The organism is Rhizohabitans arisaemae (genome assembly GCF_025996515.1).
GTDB lineage: Bacteria > Actinomycetota > Actinomycetes > Streptosporangiales > Streptosporangiaceae > Rhizohabitans > Rhizohabitans arisaemae.
The window spans coordinates 34323-56181 of sequence record NZ_BLRH01000021.1 but is presented as its reverse complement, the minus strand read 5'-3'; the positions used below and the strand labels follow the sequence as shown (position 1 = coordinate 56181).

The following is a 21859-nucleotide window of genomic DNA, read 5'->3' as shown; positions in this document are numbered from 1 at the left end:
CAAGGATCAGCCGTACAACACCTTCTCCCTGTCTATTTTAGCCCTGGACCCCGTCGTGTGCAGGGGAAACCCGGGCCCTCGGGGCCGACCGCCGCCCGGCTTTCCCGCCCGGCGCTTCTCCCTGGTTCCCTTGTTTTGCGGAAATATCCCGGTATATCAGCAGATGGATTCCTCTAAAAAGCGGAAAAATCCGGTGAGCGTTCCGGGAACCGCCGACGGCCCGCCGGGCAAGTACAGGTGTCATGTCCCGGTCGCCGAAAGGCCTTGAAGCATGAACCCACCTCACCCGGCCGTCGTCGTCCCCGAGGACGACGCCGCGGTCATGGGCCGATCCCGGGATGAGCCCGAGGCGTTCGCGGAACTCTTCGAGCGGCACGCCGCGGAGATCAAGAGGTATGTGATCCGGAGGCTGGGCGCGGACCACGCCGAGGACGTCGTCGCGGAGACCTTTCTGGTCGCGTTCCGGCGGCGGGGTTCCTACGACCCGGCCCGCTCCGACGCCCGCCCCTGGCTCTACGGCATCGCCACCAACCTGATCGGCCGCCATCGGCGCACCGAGATCCGGCTGCTGCGGGTGGTCGAACGGACCGGGGCCGACCCGGTCGTGGAGTCGTTCACCGAACGCAGCGACACCCGGGTCAGCGCGACGGCGGCCCGCCGGAGCCTGGCGGCCGCGCTCGCCAGGCTCCCCGCGGCGCACCGGAACGCGCTGCTCCTGCTGGCCTGGGGCGGGCTCACCTACGAGGAGACCGCCGCCGCGCTCGGCGTCCCGATCGGCACGGTGCGCTCCCGGATCAGCCGCGCCCGGACCAAGATGCGGGCGGCCCTCGGCGGGGCCGACCCCACGGCGTTGAGAGAGGAAACCACCCATGGATGAGATCGGCCGGCTCGAACGGCTGCGCGAGGAAGTGCCGCTGCCGCGGCCGGAGGAGCTGGACCCCGAGCGGGGCCGCCTCCACGCCGCGATCGCCGCCGCGCCCCCGCGGACCGCGCCGCGGCGCCCGTACCCGCTCGGATTCGGCCTGCGTGGGCTGGGGCTCAAGGTCGCCCTGGCCACGGGGGTCGCGGCCGCGGTCACCGTCCCCCTGATCATGACGGGCGGCGATCCCGCGATCGAGACCTTCACCCCCGACCGGGTGCGGCTCTCCGCCGCCCAGGTGCTGGACCTGGCCGCGGAGACGGCGAGCCGGGAGGAGGAGCTGAACCCTCGCCCGGAGCAGTACGTCTACACCGAGTCCCAGACGATGTACGGGAGTTTCGCCATGACGGTGGATGAGAACGCCAAGGCGAACTCCTCCTCCGGACCGGGAGGGCAGTCACGCTATCTCTACCGGACCGAACGCCGAATCTGGCTGTCCGCGGACCGGAGCCGGCTCGGCGCACTGATGATCAAGCACCTTGAGCCGAGGCCCTACCCGGGCTGGCCGCTGCCCGCGCACGCGAAGGACGACGTGGGGCAGGTGGAACGGCTGCCGCTGGACGACTGCGGCCGGAAGGGGCCGGACTGGAGCCGGACCGACGCGGTGTACCTGCGTTCCCTGCCGACCGACCCGGAGGCCATGCGCGAGCACCTCTACAGCGGGCAGGACGGCAAGGAGGGGGCGGACCGGGACTACGCCGCCTGGAACCGCGCCCGGGAGATGCTGATGGAGACCTACCTGCCTCCCGCGCAGCGATCGGCGCTGTTCCGCGCCGCCGGGCTCATCCCCGGCGTGCAGCTCGTCGACCGGGCCGAGGACGCGGCCGGACGCGAGGGGATCGCGGTGGCCAAGATCCACCAGGGGGTCAGCGAAGAACTCCTCTTCGACCGCCTGACCTATCGCTTCCTCGGCGAGCGTGCCGTGGTGACCGACGAGAGCCAGGCCAAGTCACCGGTGGGCAGCCTGATCGCCTCGACGGCGGCGTTGAAGGTCGAGGTGGCCGACGGGCTTCCCGATTTCGCGAAGGGGTTCGTCCCCGGCCGGCAGTGCACGGACGTGGCCGACGGGGAGGCTCCGCCCGCGTCGAACGACTGACCGGCCGGATCCCGCGGACGGCACATGGGGCGGTCTCCTCGCGGAGACCGCCCCATCGCGTTCCGGGATCAGTTCCCGGTCTTCTTCGGGACGACCGTGACGGCGGGCATCGGGAAGGGCTCCGCCTCGTCGAGGCGGTCCTTCCAGTGCTCGAAGACCTCCACGGGGTTGTCGTTGCCCAGGTCCTTGCGGACCACGAAATCCTTGGGGTCGCGTGTGCTCTCCGCCTCCTTGGGGACCGCCGGGCCGGGTACGGTGCCCGGGGCCTCTCCCGGAGCGTACGTCGGGGCGGGCTCCCCGGCCTGGTCGAGCCGGACGGCGGAGGCGGCGGCCGCGACGGATATTCCCCCGACGACGACGGCCGCCACTACAGCCGCGGAGATCCACACTTTGCGTGGTGGGTTCATCGAGGCGTCCTTCCTTGGGTTGTCCCTCGAGTATTGGACGCACCATTTATCGGTTCAGGTTCCATACGGGCGATCATTCTGGCGCGGACGGCCGATCCTTGACAGGGTTTTGTGGAGAGTCACCGGTCGCCGGGTTTCACCGGACCGCCGGGATCGCCCCGGATCAGGCCGGGTTGGCCTCGGCGACCGCGACCGGGCGATAAACCAGGCCGAGCCGCCGGTACATGCGAATCGCACCGGTGTTCCACTCGTCGACGGCGAGCGCCGCCGTGCCGTACGCCTCGACGAGCTCGGCCAGCACCCCCGCGCACATCCGGGCGCCGTGGCCGCTCCCCCGCGATCCGGGGGCGACGGCCACCCCGGCGAGAAACCCCAGGGTGGGGGCGCTCCACGCGTCGGCCGCGATCGCGATCAGCTTCCCGTCCGGCTCGCGCAGTCCCGCCCAGCGCCGGACCCCGGGGATACCCGGCCGGGCGTAGGAGGCGGGGTAGACCTCGTCGAGGAACCGGGTCACCTCCGGGTCTGCGGCGGAGCCGAGCCAGGTCGGGGTACGGGCCGCGCCGGGGGCCGCCGACGTCTGCATCCAGCCGAACTCGGCGCGGAGTCCGACCCCGGGCACCCGGGCGGCGAGCTCCCGGATGAGCGCGGCGTCCCCGATCGGCTGAAACCGGTGCCCGGTGCGGGCGAGTGCCTCGGGGAGGAGGCGTGCCGCGTCGGCGGGAGGCCCGACGATCGCGAGCCGGTTCGCCCGGGCGACGTCGGCGCCGCTCACGGCGAGCGCCCCGCCGAGGGCGAAGGCCCGATGCCCCGGCGCCAGCCCCTGGCCGACCCAGAGGGGCAGGGGGTCGCCGCCGACCGCCTCGATCAGCTCCGGGAACGAGGTGATCTCCCGTACCTCCGTCATCGGGTCCACCCCGATTCCGGGGACGACGGCCCGGGATGCGCGACGTCGGTGCGCCCGTGGGCGGGGGTGGCCCTCCCGGTCACCGGCATTGGATCTCCCTTCCAGGAAGCTCGCCGAAGTGATGTCCCAGACAACAAAGACGTCAGAGACATATCCGGTACGGGAGATTAGCGAGCTATGCCCGGCGGAGGGCCTCCAGGTCGGGTTTTCCCGACGGAAGCGACGGGACGGCGTCGACGAGACGCAGTTCGCGCGGCGCGGCGTGGCCCGGGAGCCGCTCCTTGACGTGCTCGCGGAGCGCGGCGAGGACCGGCGGCGCCGCGGGGTCCCGGGGAACCACGACGGCGACGACCCGCTCCCCCCACTCGGGGTCCGGCCGGCCGACCACGACCACGTCGCGGACGTCCGGGTGCGTGCCGAGGACCGCCGCGACGGTCTCCGCGACGACCTTCTCCCCGCCGGTGTTGATCACGTGGTCGGCCCGGCCCAGGACCCGCAGCCGCCCGCCTTCGAAGACCCCCAGGTCGGAGGTGGTGAACCACTTGCCGGGGCTTTCGCCGGGAGCCCCGTACGGCGCCGCGGGGTCGCGATATCCGGAGAACAGGACCTCACCGGCGATCCTGATCCGGCCGAGGGGGTCGAGGTCGAGGTCGACGCCGTCCAGGGGCAGTCCGTCGTAGACGCAGCCGCCGCACGTCTCGCTCATGCCGTACGTCGTGACCACCCGCGCGCCCCGCCCGGCGGCCTCCGCCAGCAGGCCCGGTGGCGCGGGGGCGCCGCCGAGCAGGATCGAACGGAACCCCGAGAGGTCGTACCCGAGGTCGATCATCCGCCGGAGCTGGGTCGGCACGAGGGAGACCCGGTCGGCGCCGGAAGCGGCCACCGCGCCGGGGTCGAAGCCCTCGTGGACGATCGGCTCCGAGCCGCTCAGCAGCGCCCGGACCAGCACTTGGAGGCCGGCGACGTGGGAGATCGGCAGGCAGCACAGCCAGCGCTCCCCCGGTGTCGCGCCGAGCCGGGCGAGGGAGGCGGCGGCCGAGGCGCGCAGGGCGTGCGCCGACAGCTGGACCCCTTTGGGAACCCCGGTGGAGCCGGAGGTGGCGATGACGACGGCGATCTCGGCGGGAACCCCGGCCCCGCCGCGGAGCGGCCGTACCCCGTCCTCGTCGCGCAGGTGCGTCGGACGCAGCGCGGTCAGCAGCCCGCGCAGGGCGGGCGCGGGCGACCCGGGGTTGAGGGGGAGGACCGCGGGGCCGCCGTCGAGCGCCTCCGCCACCGCGTGGCGCAGCTCGGGTCCGGGGGGCAGCACGACCGCGTGCACGGGACGCATCAGCACGGTCGTAAGGTTAGCCGGAGGCGTTTCGCGGTCCGCCGACCGCACGTGACACGCCTCGAATGCCGGGCGGCGGTCCAGTGGATTGGGGGAAGATGTGGGTTTGTCGGAGAATGCGAGCATGACGCCAGAGACGAACGACGAAGCGAACGTGATCGTGAGCACGCTGCCCTGGAAGCGCTCCGGTGAGTACGAGGACATCGTCTACGAGACCGCCGAGGGCATCGCGAAGATCACGATCAACCGTCCCGAGCGGCGCAACGCCTTCCGGCCCACCACCCTGTTCGAGCTGCGCGACGCGTTCGACCGGGCCCGCGACGACGGCGAGGTCGGCGTGATCATCTTCACCGGGGCCGGGACCGAGGCGTTCTGCTCCGGCGGCGACCAGAAGATCCGCGGCGACGACGGCTACATCGGCCCCGACGGCATCGGCCGGCTCAACGTGCTCGACCTGCAGGTGCAGATCCGCCGCCTGCCCAAGCCCGTCATCGCCATGGTCGCCGGGTACGCCGTCGGCGGCGGGCACGTCCTGCACGTCGTCTGCGACCTCACCATCGCCGCCGAGAACGCCCAGTTCGGGCAGACCGGCCCGAAGGTGGGCTCATTCGACGCCGGATACGGCTCCTGGCTGCTCGCCGAGACCGTCGGGCTCAAGCGGGCCCGGGAGATCTGGTACCTCTGCCGCTTCTACGACGCCCAGACCGCCTACGACTGGGGCCTGGTCAACAAGGTCGTCCCCCTGGAGCGGCTGGAGGAGGAGACCGTCCAGTGGTGCCGTGAGCTGCTGGAGAAGTCCCCGCTCGCCCTGCGCATGCTCAAGGGCGCCCTCAACGCCGTCACCGACGGCGCCGCCGGCATGCAGCAGTTCGCCGGGGACGCCACCCTCCTCTACTACATGAGTGAGGAGGCCCAGGAGGGGCGGGACGCGTTCAAGGAGAAGCGCAAGCCCGACTTCGGCAAGTTCCCCAAGCGTCCCTGATGGCGACCCTGTCACCGGTGGGCACGCTCCGGGCCTTCGCCATCCCCATGCGGATCCCGTTCCGCGGCCAGACCCGGCGCGAGGGCGTGCTCCTCCACGGGCCCGCCGGATGGGGCGAGTTCTCGCCCTTCCCCGAGTACGGCCCGCGCGAGGCCGCCCGCTGGCTGGCCTGCGCACGGGAAGCCGCGTTCGACGGCTGGCCCGCGCCGCTGCGCGAGGTGATCCCGGTCAACGTCACCGTCCCCGCGGTCGTCCCCGAACGCGCCCACGAGCTGGTACGGCGGTCCGGCTGCCGTACCGCCAAAGTGAAGGTGGCGGAGAAGGGGCAGGCGTTCAGGGACGACCTCGCCCGGGTCGAGGCGGTACGCGACGCCCTCGGCCCCGGCGGGGCGGTCCGGGTCGACGTCAACGGCGCCTGGTCGGTCGAGCAGGCCGTCCGCAACCTGCGGGAACTCGGCCGGTTCGGCCTGGAGTACGCCGAGCAGCCGTGCGCGACCCTGGGCGAACTGGCCGCGGTACGCCGCGCCGTGGACGTGCCGATCGCCGCCGACGAGTCGATCCGCCGCGCCGAGGACCCGCTGAAGGTGCGGGCCGCGGAAGCCGCCGACATCGCGGTGCTCAAGGTGCAGCCGCTCGGCGGGGTCCGCGCCGCCCTGCGCGTCGCCGAGGCCTGCGGCCTGCCGGTGGTCGTCTCCAGCGCCGTCGAGACCTCCGTCGGCCTCGCCGCCGGGCTGGCCCTCGCCGCCGCGCTGCCCGAGCTGCCCTACGCCTGCGGCCTCGGCACGATGTCGCTGCTCGCCGGGGACGTCACCGCCGACCCGCTGACCCCGGTGGACGGGGCGATCGCCGTACGGCGTCCGGAGGTGGACCCGGAGTCGCTGGCGGCGTACGAGATCGACGCGCCGGCCTGGCTCGACCGGCTCACCGCCGCGGGAGAGTTCGAGTGAGACGGGTTTCCCAGTTGTGTACGACGGCCGGGCCGCCTCCGGTTCACGCGGAGGGCGGGCCGTGAAAGATCTCCCGTTGCCCGGGCGTCGGGTACGGCCTGCACGGGCCGGACGTGGAACCCGGAGCGTCTGCGCAGGCCGTACGGCATTCCCTCGGTCCACCGGCGGAGCGGTTCCCGGGAAAGGCGGATCAGCGTGAATCCGGCGACCGCGCTCGCCACCGTGCTCGTCGACGAGCTGGTGCGCTGTGGCCTCACCGACGTCGTCCTGGCCCCCGGCTCCCGCTCGGCGCCGCTCGCCCTCGCCCTCTGCGCCGAGGAACGGATCCGGCTGCACGTCCGCATCGACGAGCGGTCCGCGGCGTACCTCGCCCTCGGGCTCGCCAAGACGAGCGGCCGCCCCGTCGCCGTCGTCTGCACCTCCGGCAGCGCCGTCGCCAACCTGCACCCCGCCGTGATCGAAGCCGGGGAGGCCCGCGTCCCGCTGATCCTGCTCACCGCCGACCGGCCCCCCGAACTCCGCGACACCGGCGCCAACCAGACCATCGACCAGGTGAAACTGTTCGGGTCGACGGTCCGCTGGTACGGCGAGACGGGCGTCCCGGAGAACCGGCCCGGCCAGGTCGCCTACTGGCGGTCTTTGGCCTGCCGGGTCTGGCGGCGCAGCCTGGCGCCCGACCCCGGGCCCGTCCACCTCAACGTCCCCTTCCGGGAACCGCTCGTCCCCGACGGCGACACCACCTGGTGCGAGCCGCTGGACGGCGCGGCCGGCCACCCGCGGGTACGCGGCGGGGCGCCCTCCCCGCACACCGCCGTGCGCGTCCCGCCGGGCATGCGCGGCGTCCTCGTCATCGGCGAAGGCGCCACAGGCGTCCCCCGGTACGTGGCCGCCGCCGAGGCGGCCGGTTGGCCCGTCCTGTCCGAACCGCACGGCTGCGGCCGGTACGGCGACCACGCCGTCTCCACCTACCACCACCTGCTCGGCGTCCCCGAGTTCGCCGACCGGGCGCAACCCGACGTCGTCGTCGTCCTCGGCCGTCCCGGGCTCTCCCGGCCCCTGCTCTCCTGGCTCGCCCGGGCCGCCGAGCACATCGTCGTCGACCCCGACCTCGCCCGCTGGCCCGACCCGACCAGGACCGCCACCCAGGTCGCCCAATCCGTCGAGATCCCCGCCGTCCCCGGCCCCGCCGACTGGCTCGACCACTGGCGCTCGGCCGACCTCGCCGCCCGCACCGCCGTCGACCGCGTCCTGGACCGGGCGGACGAGATCACCGAACCCCGGCTCGCTCGCGACCTCGTCGAACTGCTGCCCGGCGACTCCCTGCTGACCGTGGGCCCCAGCATGCCGATCCGCGACCTGGACCAGGTCATGCGGCCCCGGCGCGGGCCGCGCATCCTGGCCAACCGCGGCGCCTCCGGCATCGACGGCGTGGTCTCCACCGCCGTCGGCGCGGCGCTCGCCCACGACGGCCCCGCCTACGCCCTCCTCGGCGACCTCACCCTGCTGCACGACCAGAACGGCCTGATCATCGGCCCCAACGAACCCCGGCCCGACCTGTGCCTCGTCGTGGTCAACAACGACGGCGGCGGCATCTTCTCCCTGCTCCCCCAAGCCGCCCTCACCGGCCCCTTCGAACGCGTCTTCGGCACCCCGCACGGCGTCGACCTCGCCGCCGTAGCCGCCGCCACGCGCACGCCGTACACGCTACTCACGTCCCTCACCGAGTTGCCCAAGGCCATCCTCGGCGAGGGAATCCGCATCGTCGAAGCCCAAACCGACCGCACCCGCAACGCCGAAATCCACACCCTCATACGCGACGCCGCCACCCGGGCCGTACGCGACCTGATGTCCATCTGAAATCAGGCAACATGATCAGAGACAGATCGACCGGGCGGTCCGGGCTCAGAAGATCTGTGAACGTGACCACTATGGACCGGCGACGGGGACGTACGAGAGGCACGTGTAATGGCTGGCTATCACACTCGGTGGGTACGCACTCCAGCACAGGTGGACGATCCCGAGAGAATCGCCATTCGCGAGGCGCTGGCCTTCGGCAAGGCCCTCTACGACCGGCGCACCGAACTCGGTCTGACCGTCGCCGAACTGGCTCACCGGGCGGGGATGACCGACGACGAGATCGAGTGCATCGAGGAAGGCGGCACCGCGCCCACGGTGGCGCTGCTCCGGCTCCTGGCTGCGGCTCTCGACGCCGACGTCCGCTTGACCTCCGGCCACGATCTCGGTTCCCTCTGGTTCGAGGCCCACGCGGCGTAACACACGAGCTTGGTCCGACAGCGTCCCACACGACCGGAACCGGCCTGATCGTCTCGTCGGCGCCGGTCATCGATGGCCTTACAAGATCGCACAATTATGGTTCGGTGAACCGCCGGTCGGCGAGGCAGTCTGTCGCGCCTGCTCAGGCCGGTGTCGGCTCAGGGCTTCACCGGGGGTGCGTTCGCCGCCGGATCCGCTTGAGGACGCGTAGCCACCACGAGTTCTCCCGTGTTGCGCGATCACGGGAGAGGTCGAGGTTCTCCCGCAACAGTCCGGTCAGCGGATGGTCCGTGCTGAGTACCTGTTCGCAGTCCGCCAGGGTTGATTCGTACAGGACGATTGCGAGATCGATTTGCCCGGCCTCGAGGTAGGCGGTGGCGAGGTTGTTGCGGGTGGTGAGGATGTCGGGATGGTGGGGGCCGAGGATCCGTTCTTGGTCGGCGAGGAGGGTTTGAAGGAGGGTGAAGGCGAGATCGAACCGCCCGGAGTCCAGATAGGAGTTGGCGAGGTTGCTGCGTGCGGTGAGAGTGAGGGGGTGATCGGGTCCGAGTATCCGCTCGCACTCGGAGAGGTTTTCCCGATTGAGGGTGACGGCCTGGGCGTATTGCCCTAGCTCCCGGTACGCACCTGCCAAGTTGTTGCGCGTTCTGAGGGTTTCGGGGTGGTGGGGGCCGAGGATGCGTTCCTGGTCCGCGAGGAGAGACTGGTAGAGGGCGATGGTCTGAGTGGATTGCCCAGCCTCGTTGTAGGCGAGAGCGAGGTTGTTGCGCGTTCTGAGGGTTTCGGGGTGGTGGGGGCCGAAGATGCGTTCCTGGTCCGCGAGGAGAGACTGGTAGAGGCCGATGGCAAGGTCGAGTTGGCCGGCCGTCTGATAGGCGACGGCGAGGTTGTTGCGCGTTCTCAGGGTCTCAAGGCGGTGGGGGCCGAAGATGCGTTCCTCGTCGGCGAGGAGAGACTGGTGGAGGCCGATGGCAAGGTCGAGTTGCCCGGCCGTCTGATAGGCGAGAGCGAGGTTGCTGCGCGTTCTCAGGGTCTCAGGGTGGTCAGACCCCAAAATGCGTTCTTGGTCGGCGAGGCTCTCCCTGTTAAGGGTGATGGCAAGGTCGACCAGCCCTGCCTCCAGGTAGGCGAGCACGAGGGTGGCGCGGTTTATGAGGGTATCGGGGTGGTCGCGTCCCAGGACGTTCTGGAAGTCGGTGACCGTCACCTCCAACAGGGTGATGGCGCGACCTGGGTCGGCCAGGTCGATCAGGTACCGGCCGCTCCAGTGACGCAGGGTGAGCAGGTCCGCGGAGATCCGGCCCTCAGCCCTGGCGATGGCGTACAGGGCGTCGGTCTGTTCCAGGAGCGCCTCCACGGCGGCGCGGGCATTCCAGGTTTCGGCGCCTTCGGGGATCAGAGTGTTGAACGCCGACAGCAATTGGGTGGCGGTGTCCAGGATCCCTGCGAGATTGTCCTCATGGCGAGCGCGTTCACGCAGGACCCGCTGGATGAGGCGGTGCATGAGGATCGTGGTGCCGTCCTCGGTGAAAGTGATCAACGAGTGGTCCGCGAGCCCGGCGAGGATCTCGTCGAGCCTTGCCCGGTCGGCGGGGTCGTCAACGACGTCGCGGAACAGGGCGCGGGGTATCCCGGCGGGAGACAGGACCGCGAGCACGCCCAATGCCTCCCAGGTGTCCTCGTCGCCGGCCTCGGCCTGGGTCACCGACAGCAGGATCGCCTGGGCGGTGCCGTGGGGGTAGACATCACCGTCCTGGTGGGGCAGATGCTCCTCAAGCGGGAAGTCCGTGAGCAGGTGGAGGTATTCGGAGTAGCCGACGTGCCGTCGGGCGATGACGGAGGCTGCCTGGGAGAGGGCGAGGGGAAGGTGGCCCAGTTCGGAGGCGAGGTTCGCGGCGGCGGAATCGTCGCTGAGCCCGGTGCGCCGCCGCAGGAACAGCAGCGCCTCCTCCGGGGTGAACTCCTCGATGTGCACGGGGGTGTGGAGGCGGCCGAAAGCGGTGTTGCGGGAGGTGATGATCACACGGGTCATCCCGGTGGCGGGGCACCAGCGGCGGACCAAGTCGGGGTCGACGGCGTTGTCGAACACCAGCAGCGCCGGGGACCAGGATCCGGCCAGCCGATGCTTCGCGCGGGTGGCGGCGGCGTGGGAGTCGTCGTCGGCGCCGCAGATTCCCAGGCGGTGGGCGAGGGCGGCGAGCCCGGCGAGGATCTGGTTCTCGTTCTCGGCGGCGATCCAGGCGATCAGGGGCCATCCGGCGTGCTGGCAGGCCCAGGCGTAAGACGCCGCCAGAGTGGTTTTGCCGACCCCCGGCAGCCCGGTGAGAGCGCAGATCACTGCGGCGCCCTCCGCGGCCACCTGCTCGTGCAGCCGCCGGAGCAGGTCCTCGCGGGGCTGGAACCCGGGTGGCTGCTGGGGGATGTCCCCCTCGACGATCTGCTCCGGCGCGGTCGGCGGCCCGCCTTGGGCGATGGTCACGTTCCCCTGGACGTTGCCGATCTGCAGCAGGTCCCGGTACACGGTGGACCCGCTCACATGCGGATCCGGCCTTTCGGCGCCCGGCCCCGGGCCGGCCCCGGTCATCGTCGTTCCCTCGTGGTGCCGTCGATGTCGGCAACCGGAATCCCTCGACCCGGTCGAAGGGCCGTTGCAATCCTGGAACCACCGGATGCGACACCCCTGCCGAACATCCCATCGTGATTCGCGGGGCTTCGCCGCCTCATGACCCCAATACTCCTTCCCGAACCTGCGCCCGGCGGTGGATTTCGACGAGGATTCGGTCAGCCCCCGATGATCCTGCGAATTGCCCTGAGCCAGCCCGGGCCGCTCTCCTGTGCGCTTCGGCGGGCGAACTCGAGGTTCTCCCGGACCGTGTGGGTCATGGGATGGTCGGGGCTGAGGACGCGCTCGCAGTCCGCGAGGATCTCTTCGTAGAGTGCGATCGCCTGAGGGACCTGTCCGGCTTTCCGGTAGGCGACGGCGAGGTTGTTGCGGCTGAGGAGCGTGTCCGGGTGGTGGGGCCCGAGGAGGCGCGCCCGGTCGGCGAGCGTGACACGGTACAGCTCGAAGGCTTGGTCGTGCCTGCCCTCCGCCGTGTAGGCGAGGGCGAGGTTGTTGCGGCAGTTGAGGGTGTCCGGATGGTCTGGGCCGAGGACGCGTTCCAGGTCGGCGAGGGTCTTCTCGAAGAGCGTGACGGCCTGGGAGAGGTGTCCGGCGTGCTGATGGGCGAAGGCGAGGTTGTTGCTCGTGCCGAGGGTCTGCGGATGGTCGGGGCCGAGTACCCGTTCGCGGTCTGCGAGTACGGCCTGATGGAGCGCGACGGCCTCGGTGGGTCGCCCGGCCTGCTGGTAGGCACGGGCGAGGTTGTCCCGGCTGGTGAGCGTGTCAGGGTCGTCGGATCCCAGAATCCGTTCCCTGGCGGTGAGGACGACGTGATGGAGGTCGATCGCCTGGGTGAAGCGTCCCACGTCCTGGTAGGCGAGGGCGAGGTTGTAGCGCGTGGTCAGGGTGTCCGGATGGTCGGGCCCGTCGATGCGTTCCCTGGCGGTGAGGACCACGTGCAGAAGTGAGATCGCCTCGGCGGGCCGTCCCAGGTCCTGATAGGCGAAGGCGAGCAATGCGCGGGCGCGGAGTGCGTCCGGATGGCCGTGCTCCAGGATGTCCTCGAAGTCGTTGAGCGTCGCCTGTGCCAGGGGAACGGCCCGGTCGGGAGCGGCCAGACCGAGCAGGGCGGAGACGCCCCACAACCGGAGGAGCATCAACTCGTCGGAGAGCAGGCCGGCTGCCTTCGCGACCGGGTAGAGGGCGTCGCACTGCTCGAGGACCGTGTCGACGGCGACCCGGGCGCCCCAGGTCTTGGCGCCGTCGGGAATCAGCTCGGCGAACACCGTCAGCAGGCCGGTGGCGCCGCGGACCGCCTCGGCCGGGTCGTGGCCGAGCAGGGCACGTTCGCGCAGCACACGCTGGACGAGGCGATGCATGAGGATGGTGCCGCCGTTCTCGGTGAAGGTGATCAGCGAGGCGTCGGCGAGCCGGGCGAGGGTTTCGCCGAGCGTCGCCCGGCCGGCGGGATCGTCGATCACCTCGTGGAACAGCGCCCGTGGTATCCCGGCCGGGGAAAGGACCGAGAGGAGGTCCAGAACCTCGTGCGTGTCCTCGTCGTCGGGTTCGAGCTGGCCGACCGAGAGCAGGATCGCCTGAGCGGTGCCGTCGGGGTAGGCGTCGCCGTCGTGGCGGGACAGGTGCTCCGGCAGCGGGAAGCCCGCGAGCAACTCCAGGTACTCGGGGTAGCCGATGCCTCGACGGGCGATCACGGAGGCGGCCTGGGAGAGGGCGAGCGGGAGCCGGCCTAGTTCGGCCGCCAGGCGCCGCGCTCCGGCGTCGTCGGAGAGCCCGGTACGTTCCCGCAGGAACCGCAGGGCCTGCTCGTCGGTGAACTCTTCGACGGGGACCGGCGGGTGGAGGCGGCCGAAGGCCGCGTTGCGGGAGGTGACGATCACCCGGACTGCACCGGTCGACGGACACCAGCGGCGGATCACGTCGGGGTCGGCGGCGTTGTCGAAGACGAGCAGGCTCGGGGTGTCCATCCCGGCCAGCCGGTTCCTGGCCTTGGTCGCCGCGGTGTGGGCGTCGTCGTCGGGGAGGCGGATCCCCAGCCGGTGGGCGAGGGAGCCGAGCCCGGCGACGATCTGGTTCTCGTTCTCCGCGGCGATCCAGGCCACCAGGGGCCATTCGGCGTGCCGGCAGGCCCAGGCGTAGGACGCCGCCAGGGTGGTTTTGCCGACCCCCGGCGTCCCGGTGAGCGCGCAGATCACCGCCGCTCCCCCGGCGGCCACCTGATCGTGGAGCCGTCGGAGGAGGTCTTCCCGGGGTTGGAACCCCGGGGGCTGGGCGGGGATGTCGCCTTCGACGATCCGTTCCGGCTCGGGCTGCGGCCCGGCCTGGTTGATGATCACGTCTCTGGCGACGTTGCCGATCTGGATCAGGTCCCGGAGCACGGCGGACCCGCTCACCTCCAGATGGATCCCGTCCCCTCCCACCCCGGTCACCGCCCCGCCGACCCGGTGCGCTCGCCGCGTACGGCCGCCTGGCCGGGTTGTTCACGCCACACCCACGGGGTTCGCCGTCTCATGACGCCATAGTGCTCGCTGTCTCCGTGTTTGGCAGCACATCATTTCTTACGATGATCTGAGCGTTGTACGGCGGCGTGCCCGGCCCATCGGGCCCCTGACGGCGGGCGCCTCCGCAGGCCCGCCGCCAGGGTGTCCGGTGCCGGTCAGTCGACGGGGACGACCGTGTCGGGTGTCGATACCGCCCCCGGCCTTCGCCACCGCGTCGGCGTGCTCGTCGAGGGCATCGACCTCCGCCGTTTCGTCCCCGCCCCGGGCGGCGATGCCGGCCGCGACCCGCCGGAGTTCGCCGAGGGTACGGCTCGCGGGGTGAACGTAAGCCCCTGCTCCGGGGCAGGTACGGGCCACGGCCCCTCCGCTCGCGCCCCCTCCTCCGGAAATCACGGCGATCTTGCCGGACAGCGGCATGGTCAATCCCCCCGGGGTTCGCCGGCCTCGCCGGAGACGTCCTCGGCGAGCTGTTTGATCGTCGCCAGCCGCTCGTCCCAGCGGGCCGCCACCAGCGCCATCGATCGGGTGGCGGCGTCGAGCCGTTCCGGGCGCACGCCGTACCGGACCTCCCGGCCGTGCCGCCGCCCTTCCACGAGGTGTACCCGTTCGAGGACCGCCAGGTGTTTGGCGACGGCCTGGCGGGTGACGGGCAGTCCGGCGGCGAGCGTGGTGGCGGTCGCCTCCCCGTCGGTGAGCAGGAGGTCGAGCAGCCTCCTGCGGATCGGGTCGGCGACGGCCGCCCACAGCTCGTCGGACTCGTCGTCGTGCCGGATCATCCGGCGTGCGGCCGCGCGAGGTACTCGCGGAGCTCGTCCAGCTCGCTCCGCCAGCCGCCCGTGTTCTCGGCGACGTAGCGCTCCTTCTCCTCCTCGGGCAGGTCGAGCTCCGGGAATCCGCTCTCCACCACGCGGAGCAGGGTGCCCTCGCCTTCCGCGGTCAGACTCATCTCGACGAGCGTGGCCTTCCCCGGGACGGGCTGGTCCTCGCCGCGGGCCCAGCGGAAGGCGAACAGGTGCGGCGGCTCCACCCTCTCCACCCGCAGCCGCGAGGCGCCGTACTTCTCCCACACGAGAAGCCCGGCACCGCCCGGCCGCAGGTCGATCTCGGCGGTGTCGCCGAGCCACCGGTTGAGATGCTCGGGTTCGGTGACGACCGTCCACACCCGCTCCACCGGTGCGTCGATCCGAATCTCCCGCTCGATCCGTTCGGGAACCATGTTCCCACCTCCATCCAACGTGCAACCATTGATTGCACGTCAGACTACACCATGCGCAACCATAGGTTGCAGGTGGGTTTTCCGAGGGAAGCCTTCGTCCCGGCGCCTCAACTCGTCGAAGTCCGCGTTCCGGCCCTCGGGAAGCACCCGAACCGGCGGAGGCGGAGACGGTCGCATCGCCGGCGAAGCGCCCCTCCACCGGCACTGAGCGCGACACCGGCTACCCGCCGCCGTGATTTCTCCGCCAGGCAACACCACGCCACGCAGGGCCGTACCGGTGCGTCTTCCCTCATACCGGCAGCCGTCGATCGTCTTACCGATCAACGAATGACACGTGAAACGCACCGGCGCGGCCGCGGTACTCCTACAGGGCGACCCCGAGGAGGGCGTCGGCGATGTCCTTGACGAGGGCCGGTGCGGCCGGGTCGCCCTCGTCTGAACGTTCCAAGGCCCGGTCGGCCCACTCGTCGATCGCCGCGAGGGCACCGGGGGCGTCGAGGTCGTCGGCGAGCCTGGCCCGGACCTTCGCGAGTACGGCGTCCGCGGCGGGGCCCTGCGCGAGGGAGGTCGCCTCGCGCCAGCGCGCGAGCCGTGCCTTCGCCCGGGTCAGGTCGTCCTCGAACCACTCCCAGTCGGACCGGTAGTGGTGGGCGAGCAGCGCCAGCCGGATCGCCATCGGGTCGACCTGCCCCCGGAGCCGGGAGACGAACACCAGGTTCCCCCGGGACTTGGACATCTTCTCGCCGTCCAGGGCGACCATCCCGGCGTGGACGTAGTGCCTGGCCGCCGGTGCGGACCCGGTGGCGACGTGCGCCTCGGACGCGCCCATCTCGTGGTGGGGGAAGGCGAGGTCGGAGCCGCCGCCGAGGAGGTCGACGTCCGCGCCGAGGTGGTGCAGCGAGATCGCGGTGCATTCGATGTGCCAGCCGGGACGCCCCGGGCCGTACGGCGACTCCCAGCCGGGCTCCCCGGGGCGCCGCGCCAGCCAGAGCAGGCAGTCCAGTTTGTGCTTCTTTCCCTGGCGATCGGGGTCGCCGCCGCGCTCGGCGAACAGCTCCAGCATCGGCTCCGGCCCCAGCCGGGAGACCGCGCCGAACGCGGGGTCGGCGTGGACGGGGAAGTAGACGTCGCCGTCGACGTCGTAGGCGGCGCCCCGCCGCCGGAGCCGTTCGATCAGTTCGACGACGAGGGGGATCGACTCGACGGCGCCGATGTAGTCGCGCGGCGGCAGCACCCGCAGCGCCGTCATGTCGGTGCGGAACAGCTCGATCTCCCGGTCGGCGAGTTCCCGCCAGTCCTGCCCGGTCTGCGTGGCGCGCTCCAGCAGGGGGTCGTCGACGTCCGTCACGTTCTGTACGTAGTGCACGTCCAGCCCGGCGTCGCGCCACACCCGGTTGACCAGGTCGAAGGCGACGTAGGTGTTGGCGTGGCCGAGGTGGGTGGCGTCGTAGGGCGTGATTCCGCAGACGTACATCCGGGCGGTCCCGTCGCGGGGCTCGGTGGCGAGGATCTCACCTGCGGAGGTGTCGAACAGTCGGAGCTGCTCTCCCACGCCGGGCAGGCGGGGAAGCACGGGGGTGGGCCACGATCGCATGCCTCCGAGCCTATCCGCGCCCGCGATGAGGGAAAACGCCTCCCCTGTCCAACCGGCCCACCCGAAACCGGCCATCCGGCCAGGAGCTTGGTCGGGCGACCGGTCGCCCGGAAAGCAGGATCCAAGGTCGGTGCGTCAATCATCGAGTGGGATCGGGTGGTGGCAAAACCCCGCGCCTGTGGGCGAACAACGGCCTCAAGGGACGGCGCCGGGATCGCCGACGTCCTCCCCCGGTCGCGGTGGTGCCGTCCGTCCCGGGCGTCCGGCGGCTCATCCGATGGCGCCGGCGGGGCGGGCGGGGGAGGATGGTCAGGTGGACATCGAACCCCTCCTCGCCGCCGCGGAGGAGCTGCTCGCCGTGCCGTCGACCGAGGAACGGCCCGGCGACCTGCTCCGCGCGCTTGAGCTGGTCCTCGACTTCGCCGGGCCGGGCTTCGCCGTCGAACGGTTCTCCTCGGGCGGGAAGCCGAGCGCGCTGGTCTACCCCGGCGAGCGCCCGGCGCGGTTCTCCGTGATCTTCAACGCCCACCTGGACGTCGTACCCGCCCCTCCCCACCAGTTCCGGCCGCGCCGCGAGGGCGACCGCCTGTACGCGCGGGGCGCGCAGGACATGAAGGTCTCGGCGCTGGTGCTGGCGCAGGTCTTCCGCGAGCAGGCGGCGCGCCTGCCGTACCCGATCGCGCTGCAGCTCGTCACCGACGAGGAGGTCGGCGGGCGCAACGGCACGCTCCATCAGCTGGAGCAGGGCGTGGACGCCGACTTCGCCCTCATCGGGGAGCAGAGCGGGCTGCGCGTGGTGACCGATTCCAAGGGGATGGTGGTGGCGTCGCTGCGGGCGACCGGGCGGGGCGCCCACGGCGCCTACCCCTGGCTCGGCGACAACGCCCTGGTCAAATTGGGCCGGAGCCTTGCGGACCTGCTCGCCGCCTACCCGGTCACCTCCGAGGAGGTGTGGCGGACCACCGTCAACGTCGCCCGGGTCGAGACCCCGAACCAGGCCCGCAACCAGGTGCCGGAGTCGGCGCAGGCGTGGCTGGACATCCGGTTCCCCGCCGAGGACCTCGACCTGAACGGCCGGTCGGTCCAGGAGATCGCAGGGCATCTGGCGGGGTTCTGCCAGCCGGGGGTGACCCCCGTGGTGGACCACGTCGACCCGCCGCACCACGCCGACCGGGGGCGTCCCGAGGTCCTGCGGCTGCAGCAGGCCATCCGGAACCAGGGCTACGACCCCGCCTTCCTCCGCAAGCACGGCTCCGCCGACGGTCGTTTCTACTACCGGCGGGGGGTGGACGCGGTCATCTTCGGCATCGGCGGCGACGGCCAGCACGGGCCCGACGAGTACGCCGACCTCACCACGATCGTCCCCTACCACCGCGCGCTCACCGAATTCCTCACCCTCGGCGTTTCTCCCCCCTGACCTCGGACCGGACCGGTACGGGCGAGCGTCTAGGCTCTTCGGGTGGCTGCGTTCGCTGTGATGTTCGGATTCACCTGGTGGCTCGGGCTGTACGTTCTCCTGCGCGGAGCCGGTGAGCGGGCGGCGACGCGGGCCGGTCTGGGCATCCTGCTGTACGCGCTGGCGCTGGCCGCCGAAGGGCTGCGGCTGAACCTCCCCGGGGCCTCCCCGGTGTTCGGATACGCCGAGACGATGCTGCTCGGGCTCCCGCTGCTGCTGTGGACGGGGGCGTGTCTGGCGCTGGTGCCGGGAACCGAGACCCTGGACCGGATCTGGCGGTTCGGGCTCCTCCCCGCCGGTGTCGTGGCGCTCGCCGCGGTTACCGCGAGCGGCGGGCTGTTCGGCGAGCCCCACCCGTTGTACGTCCCGCTGGCGCTGCTGCTGATCGCCCCGCTCATCGGGGTCGTGGTGCTGCTGTTCCGGGCCCGCCCGCCCCGGGTGTGGTGGCTGCTCGCCGTGGCGACGCTGTTCGCGGGGCTCGGGGGCGTGCTCTTCCTGCTGCCGGGTGGACTGCCGGGATGGCTGGTCCGCCTGTCGGTCGCGCCGGACATCCTGCTGCTCGGGGTGGCCATGTCGATGTCCGGCGCCTTCGACTCCGGCGAGCGGCTCTGGCGGGATCTGTTCCGTTCGCTGCTCGGGGCGGTGGTGGCCGGGGTGCTCTTCGGCGGGCAGGTGCTGGCGGTGGCGGCGCTGAACCCCTCGGCCGCCCCCGCGGTGTTCGGGGTGGTCGCGGCGGCCGTCGCGGTGCAGACGCTCGCCGATCCGCTGCACCGCCTGCTGGACCGGCTGGCCTTCCCGGGGAACGCCGCGATCCGCCAGGAACGGGCCGAACTCCGCGAGTCGGCCGACGCACTGCCCCGCCGGGCGGACGGCGTCCCGGCGGACGAGCGGGAGTTCGTACGGCTGACGCGGCGCGCGCTGGCCGCCTACGGCGACCTGGCCAAGCTGACCAGCAGCCCGCTGGTCAACCTCCCGGTGATCGAGGAGAGGCTGCGCGGCCGGGGCCCGGGGCAACCGCTGGACCGGGCGGCCGAACTGAAGCAGCTGCTCCTGGAGAGCATCGTCCGGTTGAAGCCGCGGGAGGGCGAGTTCGGCACCTCCGAGGAGTGGCGCTACTACAACGTCCTCTACTTCCCCTATGTGGCGGGCCTGCGGCCGTACCGGACGGGGGCCACCAAGCACGGTTTGACCGCCGTGGAAAGTCAGGCCTTCGACTGGTTCGTCACCCAAGTTCCCGAACGTACGCTCTATAACTGGCAGAACGCCGCCGCCAAGCTCGTCGCCGACGATCTTCGAACGCGGGAAAAGCAGGAAATTGGCAGTGAATGGCAGTGACATGTCTGCAGGTGGCAGTGGGTCCGATGGTCCGATGAGGGCGTCGGAAGGAGACAACGATGCTCGCCAAAGTCATCAAGATCGACATGCTTCTCTGCGCCGCCTTCGGCGTCCTGCTCATCGCCGCGGCCGGCCTGGTGGGTGACCTGATGAACCTGCCCGTGCCCTTGGTCCGCTGGGCCGGGGTCGTGCTGCTGCCCGTCGCCGCGTTCCTCGGTTACCTGGCCTCCCGGCGGGTACCCCCGCGCGGCGGAGTCCTCGCGATCATCGCGATCAACGCCCTCTGGGCGGTGGACAGCATCGTCCTGCTGTTCACCGGCTGGATCGACCCCAACCCGTTCGGCGTCGTCTTCATCGTCGCCCAGGCCCTGCTCGTCGCGGGCATCGCCGAGATGCAGTACCTCGGCCTGCGCCGCCTCGCCCCCGCGGCGGCCTGACCGGACCCGGGTGCGGCGCACGCCCCACCCCGCGTGAGCCGTACCCCAGGTGACCCGGGCTTGAACCAAGCCCGGGTCCCGGCATGTCCGCACCCGGGGCGCGGGCCCCACCCCCAAGCGAAGGTCAAGGCTTCGGCCGGGTCCGGCGTCCGCCGAGACACCGCCGGAGACGGCGAAGGACCATGGGGCCGTGCAGACCCTGACCCGTCGCCTGACCGCGCTCGCCCTGAGCCTGTCGCTGCCCTTGACCGCCTGCGCAGCCGCCGACCGGCCCCGCCCGCTCACCGAGGCGGAGATCACCCGGCTCTCCGCGATGCGCCTCGGCAACCGGACCGACCAGGTGGCGGCGGTCTTCGCACAGGTCCGCGCCGGAGACTCCGTCGACGAGGTCAGGGGCTGGGTGGACTGGCGGCAGCGCCTGCTCTACCTCGCCGTCGACGGCGCCGACCCCCGGCTGATGCAGATGGTCCCCGGACTGGTGGCGGTACGGCGTGGCGCCGTCAAAGGGGCACCCCCGCTGCCTGCCCCCCAGGACCGGTGGCGGGTGCACCGGCTGAGCCCGGCACCCGGCCAGTTCGCCGAGGCGGTGGAGCGGCTCGGCCTGGTGCTGCTCTCCCTGGCCGCGGATCGGCCGGAGAACCCGGTCCTGCTGCGGCGGGCCGGCGCCGCCTGGCTCCGCAGCGACCGGGTGGGCCCGGTGGAGGTCGACGTCTTCCGCGGCCCGGCGGCCCCCGGCCGGATCCCGGACACCCCCACCACCGTCCCGTACCACGTGGCGGCCCCCACCTCCCTGGGCACGATCCGCTACTGGGTGGACCACGGGGCCCGCCTGCGCCGCGCCGAGCTCCTCTCCGGCACCGTCGTCGACTTCGACCGCACCACCCAGGCCCGGCTCACCCCCGTGGCCGCGATCCGCCCCCGCTGAACACCGGCGGACCGCCGTCAGGGGGCGGTGTCGACCTGGTACCAGGAGGCGGGGTCGGCGGGGTCGGGGCAGAAGTCATAGCGGACGCCGCCGGGGGTGAGGGCGACCAGGCTGATCGAGCCGGTGCCCCAGACCGAGCCGTCGCCGAGCTCATGCCGGACGACCAGCGCACGCGGGTCGGTCGGCGGCAGGCCGTCGCCCCCGGTGAGGGTCAGCCATCTCCCCCACTGGTCGGCGGGGACGCCGCGCACGGCCGGGGTCGGGCGGGCGCCGGCGAAACGGGGCAGGAACCAGGCCACCCGTTCGTTCCCCGGTTCGCGTTCCCAGCCGCCGTTGACCACCATGTGGGTGCCCGGCGGCAGCTCCGCCGCGGCGAGCCCGGCCCCGTCCCAGCTGCACAGCCGTACCCCCGACCGGTCCGCGAGCAGCAGATGGAACGGGTCGTAGGCCGACAGGTCCCCGTCCGGGAGGACACCCTCCGCGGCGGCCCGCAAGGCCAGGTCCCCCCGGGACCGGCGCCCCTGCGCCGGGGCGTCGGCGCCGCGCCCGTTGAGGAGGGCCGCCACCCGGTCCCGCCCCGGGTCCACGGCCAGCCAGGTGCCCCCGGCCCGCCGGTCAAGACCGCCGACGAGCCCCGGCCACCGGGGCCAGTGCCGCGCGGGACCGGCCCAGGGTCGTCCGAGGAACTCGTCCCGGACCCCGGCGAGCAGCACCGGAACCTCCGCATGGGGCTCGACACTCACGATCACGGTACACATCGGCACCCCCGTTGCGGCGGGACATTTCCCCCGATTCTTTCGCATACCAATCGGCACTCGGCCCCGGCCCCACCCCAGGGGCCGACGTCATCCATATCACCGCGGTAGGGGGGAAGTGAGAGATCCCCGCGGGCGCCCCGTGGCCGTTAGCGTGTCCC

At 71.9% G+C, this 21859-nt stretch carries 19 protein-coding genes; 10 read left to right on the top strand and 9 right to left on the bottom strand.

Annotated features, from left to right (window positions below; genetic code table 11):
- Window positions 1-271: 271 nt before the first annotated feature.
- Together RUR_RS08650 and RUR_RS08645 are read left to right on the top strand one after the other, a co-directional pair.
- Complete coding sequence (locus RUR_RS08650; protein ID WP_283134417.1) at window positions 272-877, top strand: RNA polymerase sigma factor; 606 nt, start codon at window positions 272-274, stop codon at window positions 875-877.
- A complete protein-coding gene (locus tag RUR_RS08645; RefSeq protein WP_283134416.1) occupies window positions 870-2015 on the top strand; it encodes a CU044_5270 family protein in 1146 nt (381 codons plus the stop codon). Before RUR_RS08650 ends, RUR_RS08645 begins: the two co-directional genes overlap by 8 nt.
- 68 nt (window positions 2016-2083) lie before the next feature.
- Here RUR_RS08645 and RUR_RS08640 read toward each other — a convergent pair whose 3' ends face one another.
- The 3 genes from RUR_RS08640 to RUR_RS08630 form a co-directional block, all read right to left on the bottom strand.
- Complete coding sequence (locus RUR_RS08640) at window positions 2084-2422, bottom strand: hypothetical protein (protein ID WP_283134415.1); 339 nt, start codon at window positions 2420-2422, stop codon at window positions 2084-2086.
- Between the two features lie 163 nt (window positions 2423-2585).
- A complete protein-coding gene (locus RUR_RS08635; RefSeq protein ID WP_283134414.1) occupies window positions 2586-3326 on the bottom strand; it encodes a GNAT family N-acetyltransferase in 741 nt (246 codons plus the stop codon).
- Window positions 3327-3501: 175 nt separating this feature from the next.
- Window positions 3502-4656 (bottom strand): AMP-binding protein, encoded by a 1155-nt coding sequence (locus RUR_RS08630; protein WP_283134728.1) that lies wholly within the window; start codon window positions 4654-4656, stop codon window positions 3502-3504.
- Window positions 4657-4780: 124 nt separating this feature from the next.
- Between RUR_RS08630 and menB the strand changes: the two genes are divergently transcribed.
- The 4 genes from menB to RUR_RS08610 all read left to right on the top strand — a co-directional run bounded on the left by menB (window position 4781) and on the right by RUR_RS08610 (window position 8859).
- Complete coding sequence (gene menB, locus RUR_RS08625; RefSeq protein WP_283134413.1) at window positions 4781-5638, top strand: 1,4-dihydroxy-2-naphthoyl-CoA synthase; 858 nt, start codon at window positions 4781-4783, stop codon at window positions 5636-5638.
- Window positions 5638-6585, top strand: a complete 948-nt coding sequence (locus RUR_RS08620) for an o-succinylbenzoate synthase (protein WP_283134412.1) — start codon at window positions 5638-5640, stop codon at window positions 6583-6585. Before menB ends, RUR_RS08620 begins: the two co-directional genes overlap by 1 nt.
- A gap of 195 nt (window positions 6586-6780) precedes the next feature.
- A complete protein-coding gene (gene menD / locus RUR_RS08615; protein WP_283134411.1) occupies window positions 6781-8442 on the top strand; it encodes a 2-succinyl-5-enolpyruvyl-6-hydroxy-3-cyclohexene-1-carboxylic-acid synthase in 1662 nt (553 codons plus the stop codon).
- A 150-nt stretch (window positions 8443-8592) separates the two neighbouring features.
- On the top strand, window positions 8593-8859 hold the full coding sequence (locus RUR_RS08610) for a helix-turn-helix domain-containing protein (RefSeq protein WP_283134410.1): 267 nt from the start codon (window positions 8593-8595) through the stop codon (window positions 8857-8859).
- A gap of 166 nt (window positions 8860-9025) precedes the next feature.
- On the opposite strand, the gene fxsT is transcribed toward RUR_RS08610, so the two are convergent.
- The 5 genes from fxsT to mshC form a co-directional block, all read right to left on the bottom strand.
- The gene (gene fxsT / locus RUR_RS08605; protein ID WP_283134409.1) at window positions 9026-11443 is read right to left on the bottom strand and encodes an FxSxx-COOH system tetratricopeptide repeat protein; all 2418 of its coding nucleotides are present in this window, start codon (window positions 11441-11443) and stop codon (window positions 9026-9028) included.
- Window positions 11444-11640: 197 nt separating this feature from the next.
- Window positions 11641-13908: a tetratricopeptide repeat protein gene (locus RUR_RS08600; protein WP_283134408.1), complete on the bottom strand. Its 2268-nt coding sequence runs from the start codon at window positions 13906-13908 to the stop codon at window positions 11641-11643.
- Between the two features lie 491 nt (window positions 13909-14399).
- Window positions 14400-14756 carry an ArsR/SmtB family transcription factor gene (locus RUR_RS08595; protein WP_283134407.1) on the bottom strand — a complete coding sequence of 119 codons (357 nt, stop codon included), beginning with the start codon at window positions 14754-14756 and terminating at the stop codon, window positions 14400-14402.
- Entirely contained in the window at window positions 14753-15196 is a 444-nt protein-coding gene (locus tag RUR_RS08590) for an SRPBCC domain-containing protein (protein ID WP_283134406.1), read from the bottom strand. Before RUR_RS08590 ends, RUR_RS08595 begins: the two co-directional genes overlap by 4 nt.
- A 364-nt stretch (window positions 15197-15560) precedes the next feature.
- A complete protein-coding gene (gene mshC / locus RUR_RS08585; protein ID WP_283134405.1) occupies window positions 15561-16790 on the bottom strand; it encodes a cysteine--1-D-myo-inosityl 2-amino-2-deoxy-alpha-D-glucopyranoside ligase in 1230 nt (409 codons plus the stop codon).
- A 313-nt stretch (window positions 16791-17103) separates the two neighbouring features.
- Here mshC and RUR_RS08580 point away from each other — a divergent pair, with 313 nt between their 5' ends.
- The 4 genes from RUR_RS08580 to RUR_RS08565 all read left to right on the top strand — a co-directional run bounded on the left by RUR_RS08580 (window position 17104) and on the right by RUR_RS08565 (window position 20943).
- A complete protein-coding gene (locus tag RUR_RS08580; RefSeq protein ID WP_283134404.1) occupies window positions 17104-18207 on the top strand; it encodes a M20 family metallopeptidase in 1104 nt (367 codons plus the stop codon).
- A gap of 42 nt (window positions 18208-18249) precedes the next feature.
- Window positions 18250-19581 carry a hypothetical protein gene (locus tag RUR_RS08575; RefSeq protein ID WP_283134403.1) on the top strand — a complete coding sequence of 444 codons (1332 nt, stop codon included), beginning with the start codon at window positions 18250-18252 and terminating at the stop codon, window positions 19579-19581.
- A gap of 59 nt (window positions 19582-19640) precedes the next feature.
- Window positions 19641-20018, top strand: a complete 378-nt coding sequence (locus RUR_RS08570; RefSeq protein ID WP_283134402.1) for a hypothetical protein — start codon at window positions 19641-19643, stop codon at window positions 20016-20018.
- Between the two features lie 190 nt (window positions 20019-20208).
- Entirely contained in the window at window positions 20209-20943 is a 735-nt protein-coding gene (locus tag RUR_RS08565; protein WP_283134401.1) for a hypothetical protein, read from the top strand.
- Between the two features lie 17 nt (window positions 20944-20960).
- On the opposite strand, the gene RUR_RS08560 is transcribed toward RUR_RS08565, so the two are convergent.
- Window positions 20961-21701 carry an NRDE family protein gene (locus RUR_RS08560; protein ID WP_283134400.1) on the bottom strand — a complete coding sequence of 247 codons (741 nt, stop codon included), beginning with the start codon at window positions 21699-21701 and terminating at the stop codon, window positions 20961-20963.
- Window positions 21702-21859 lie beyond the last annotated feature (158 nt).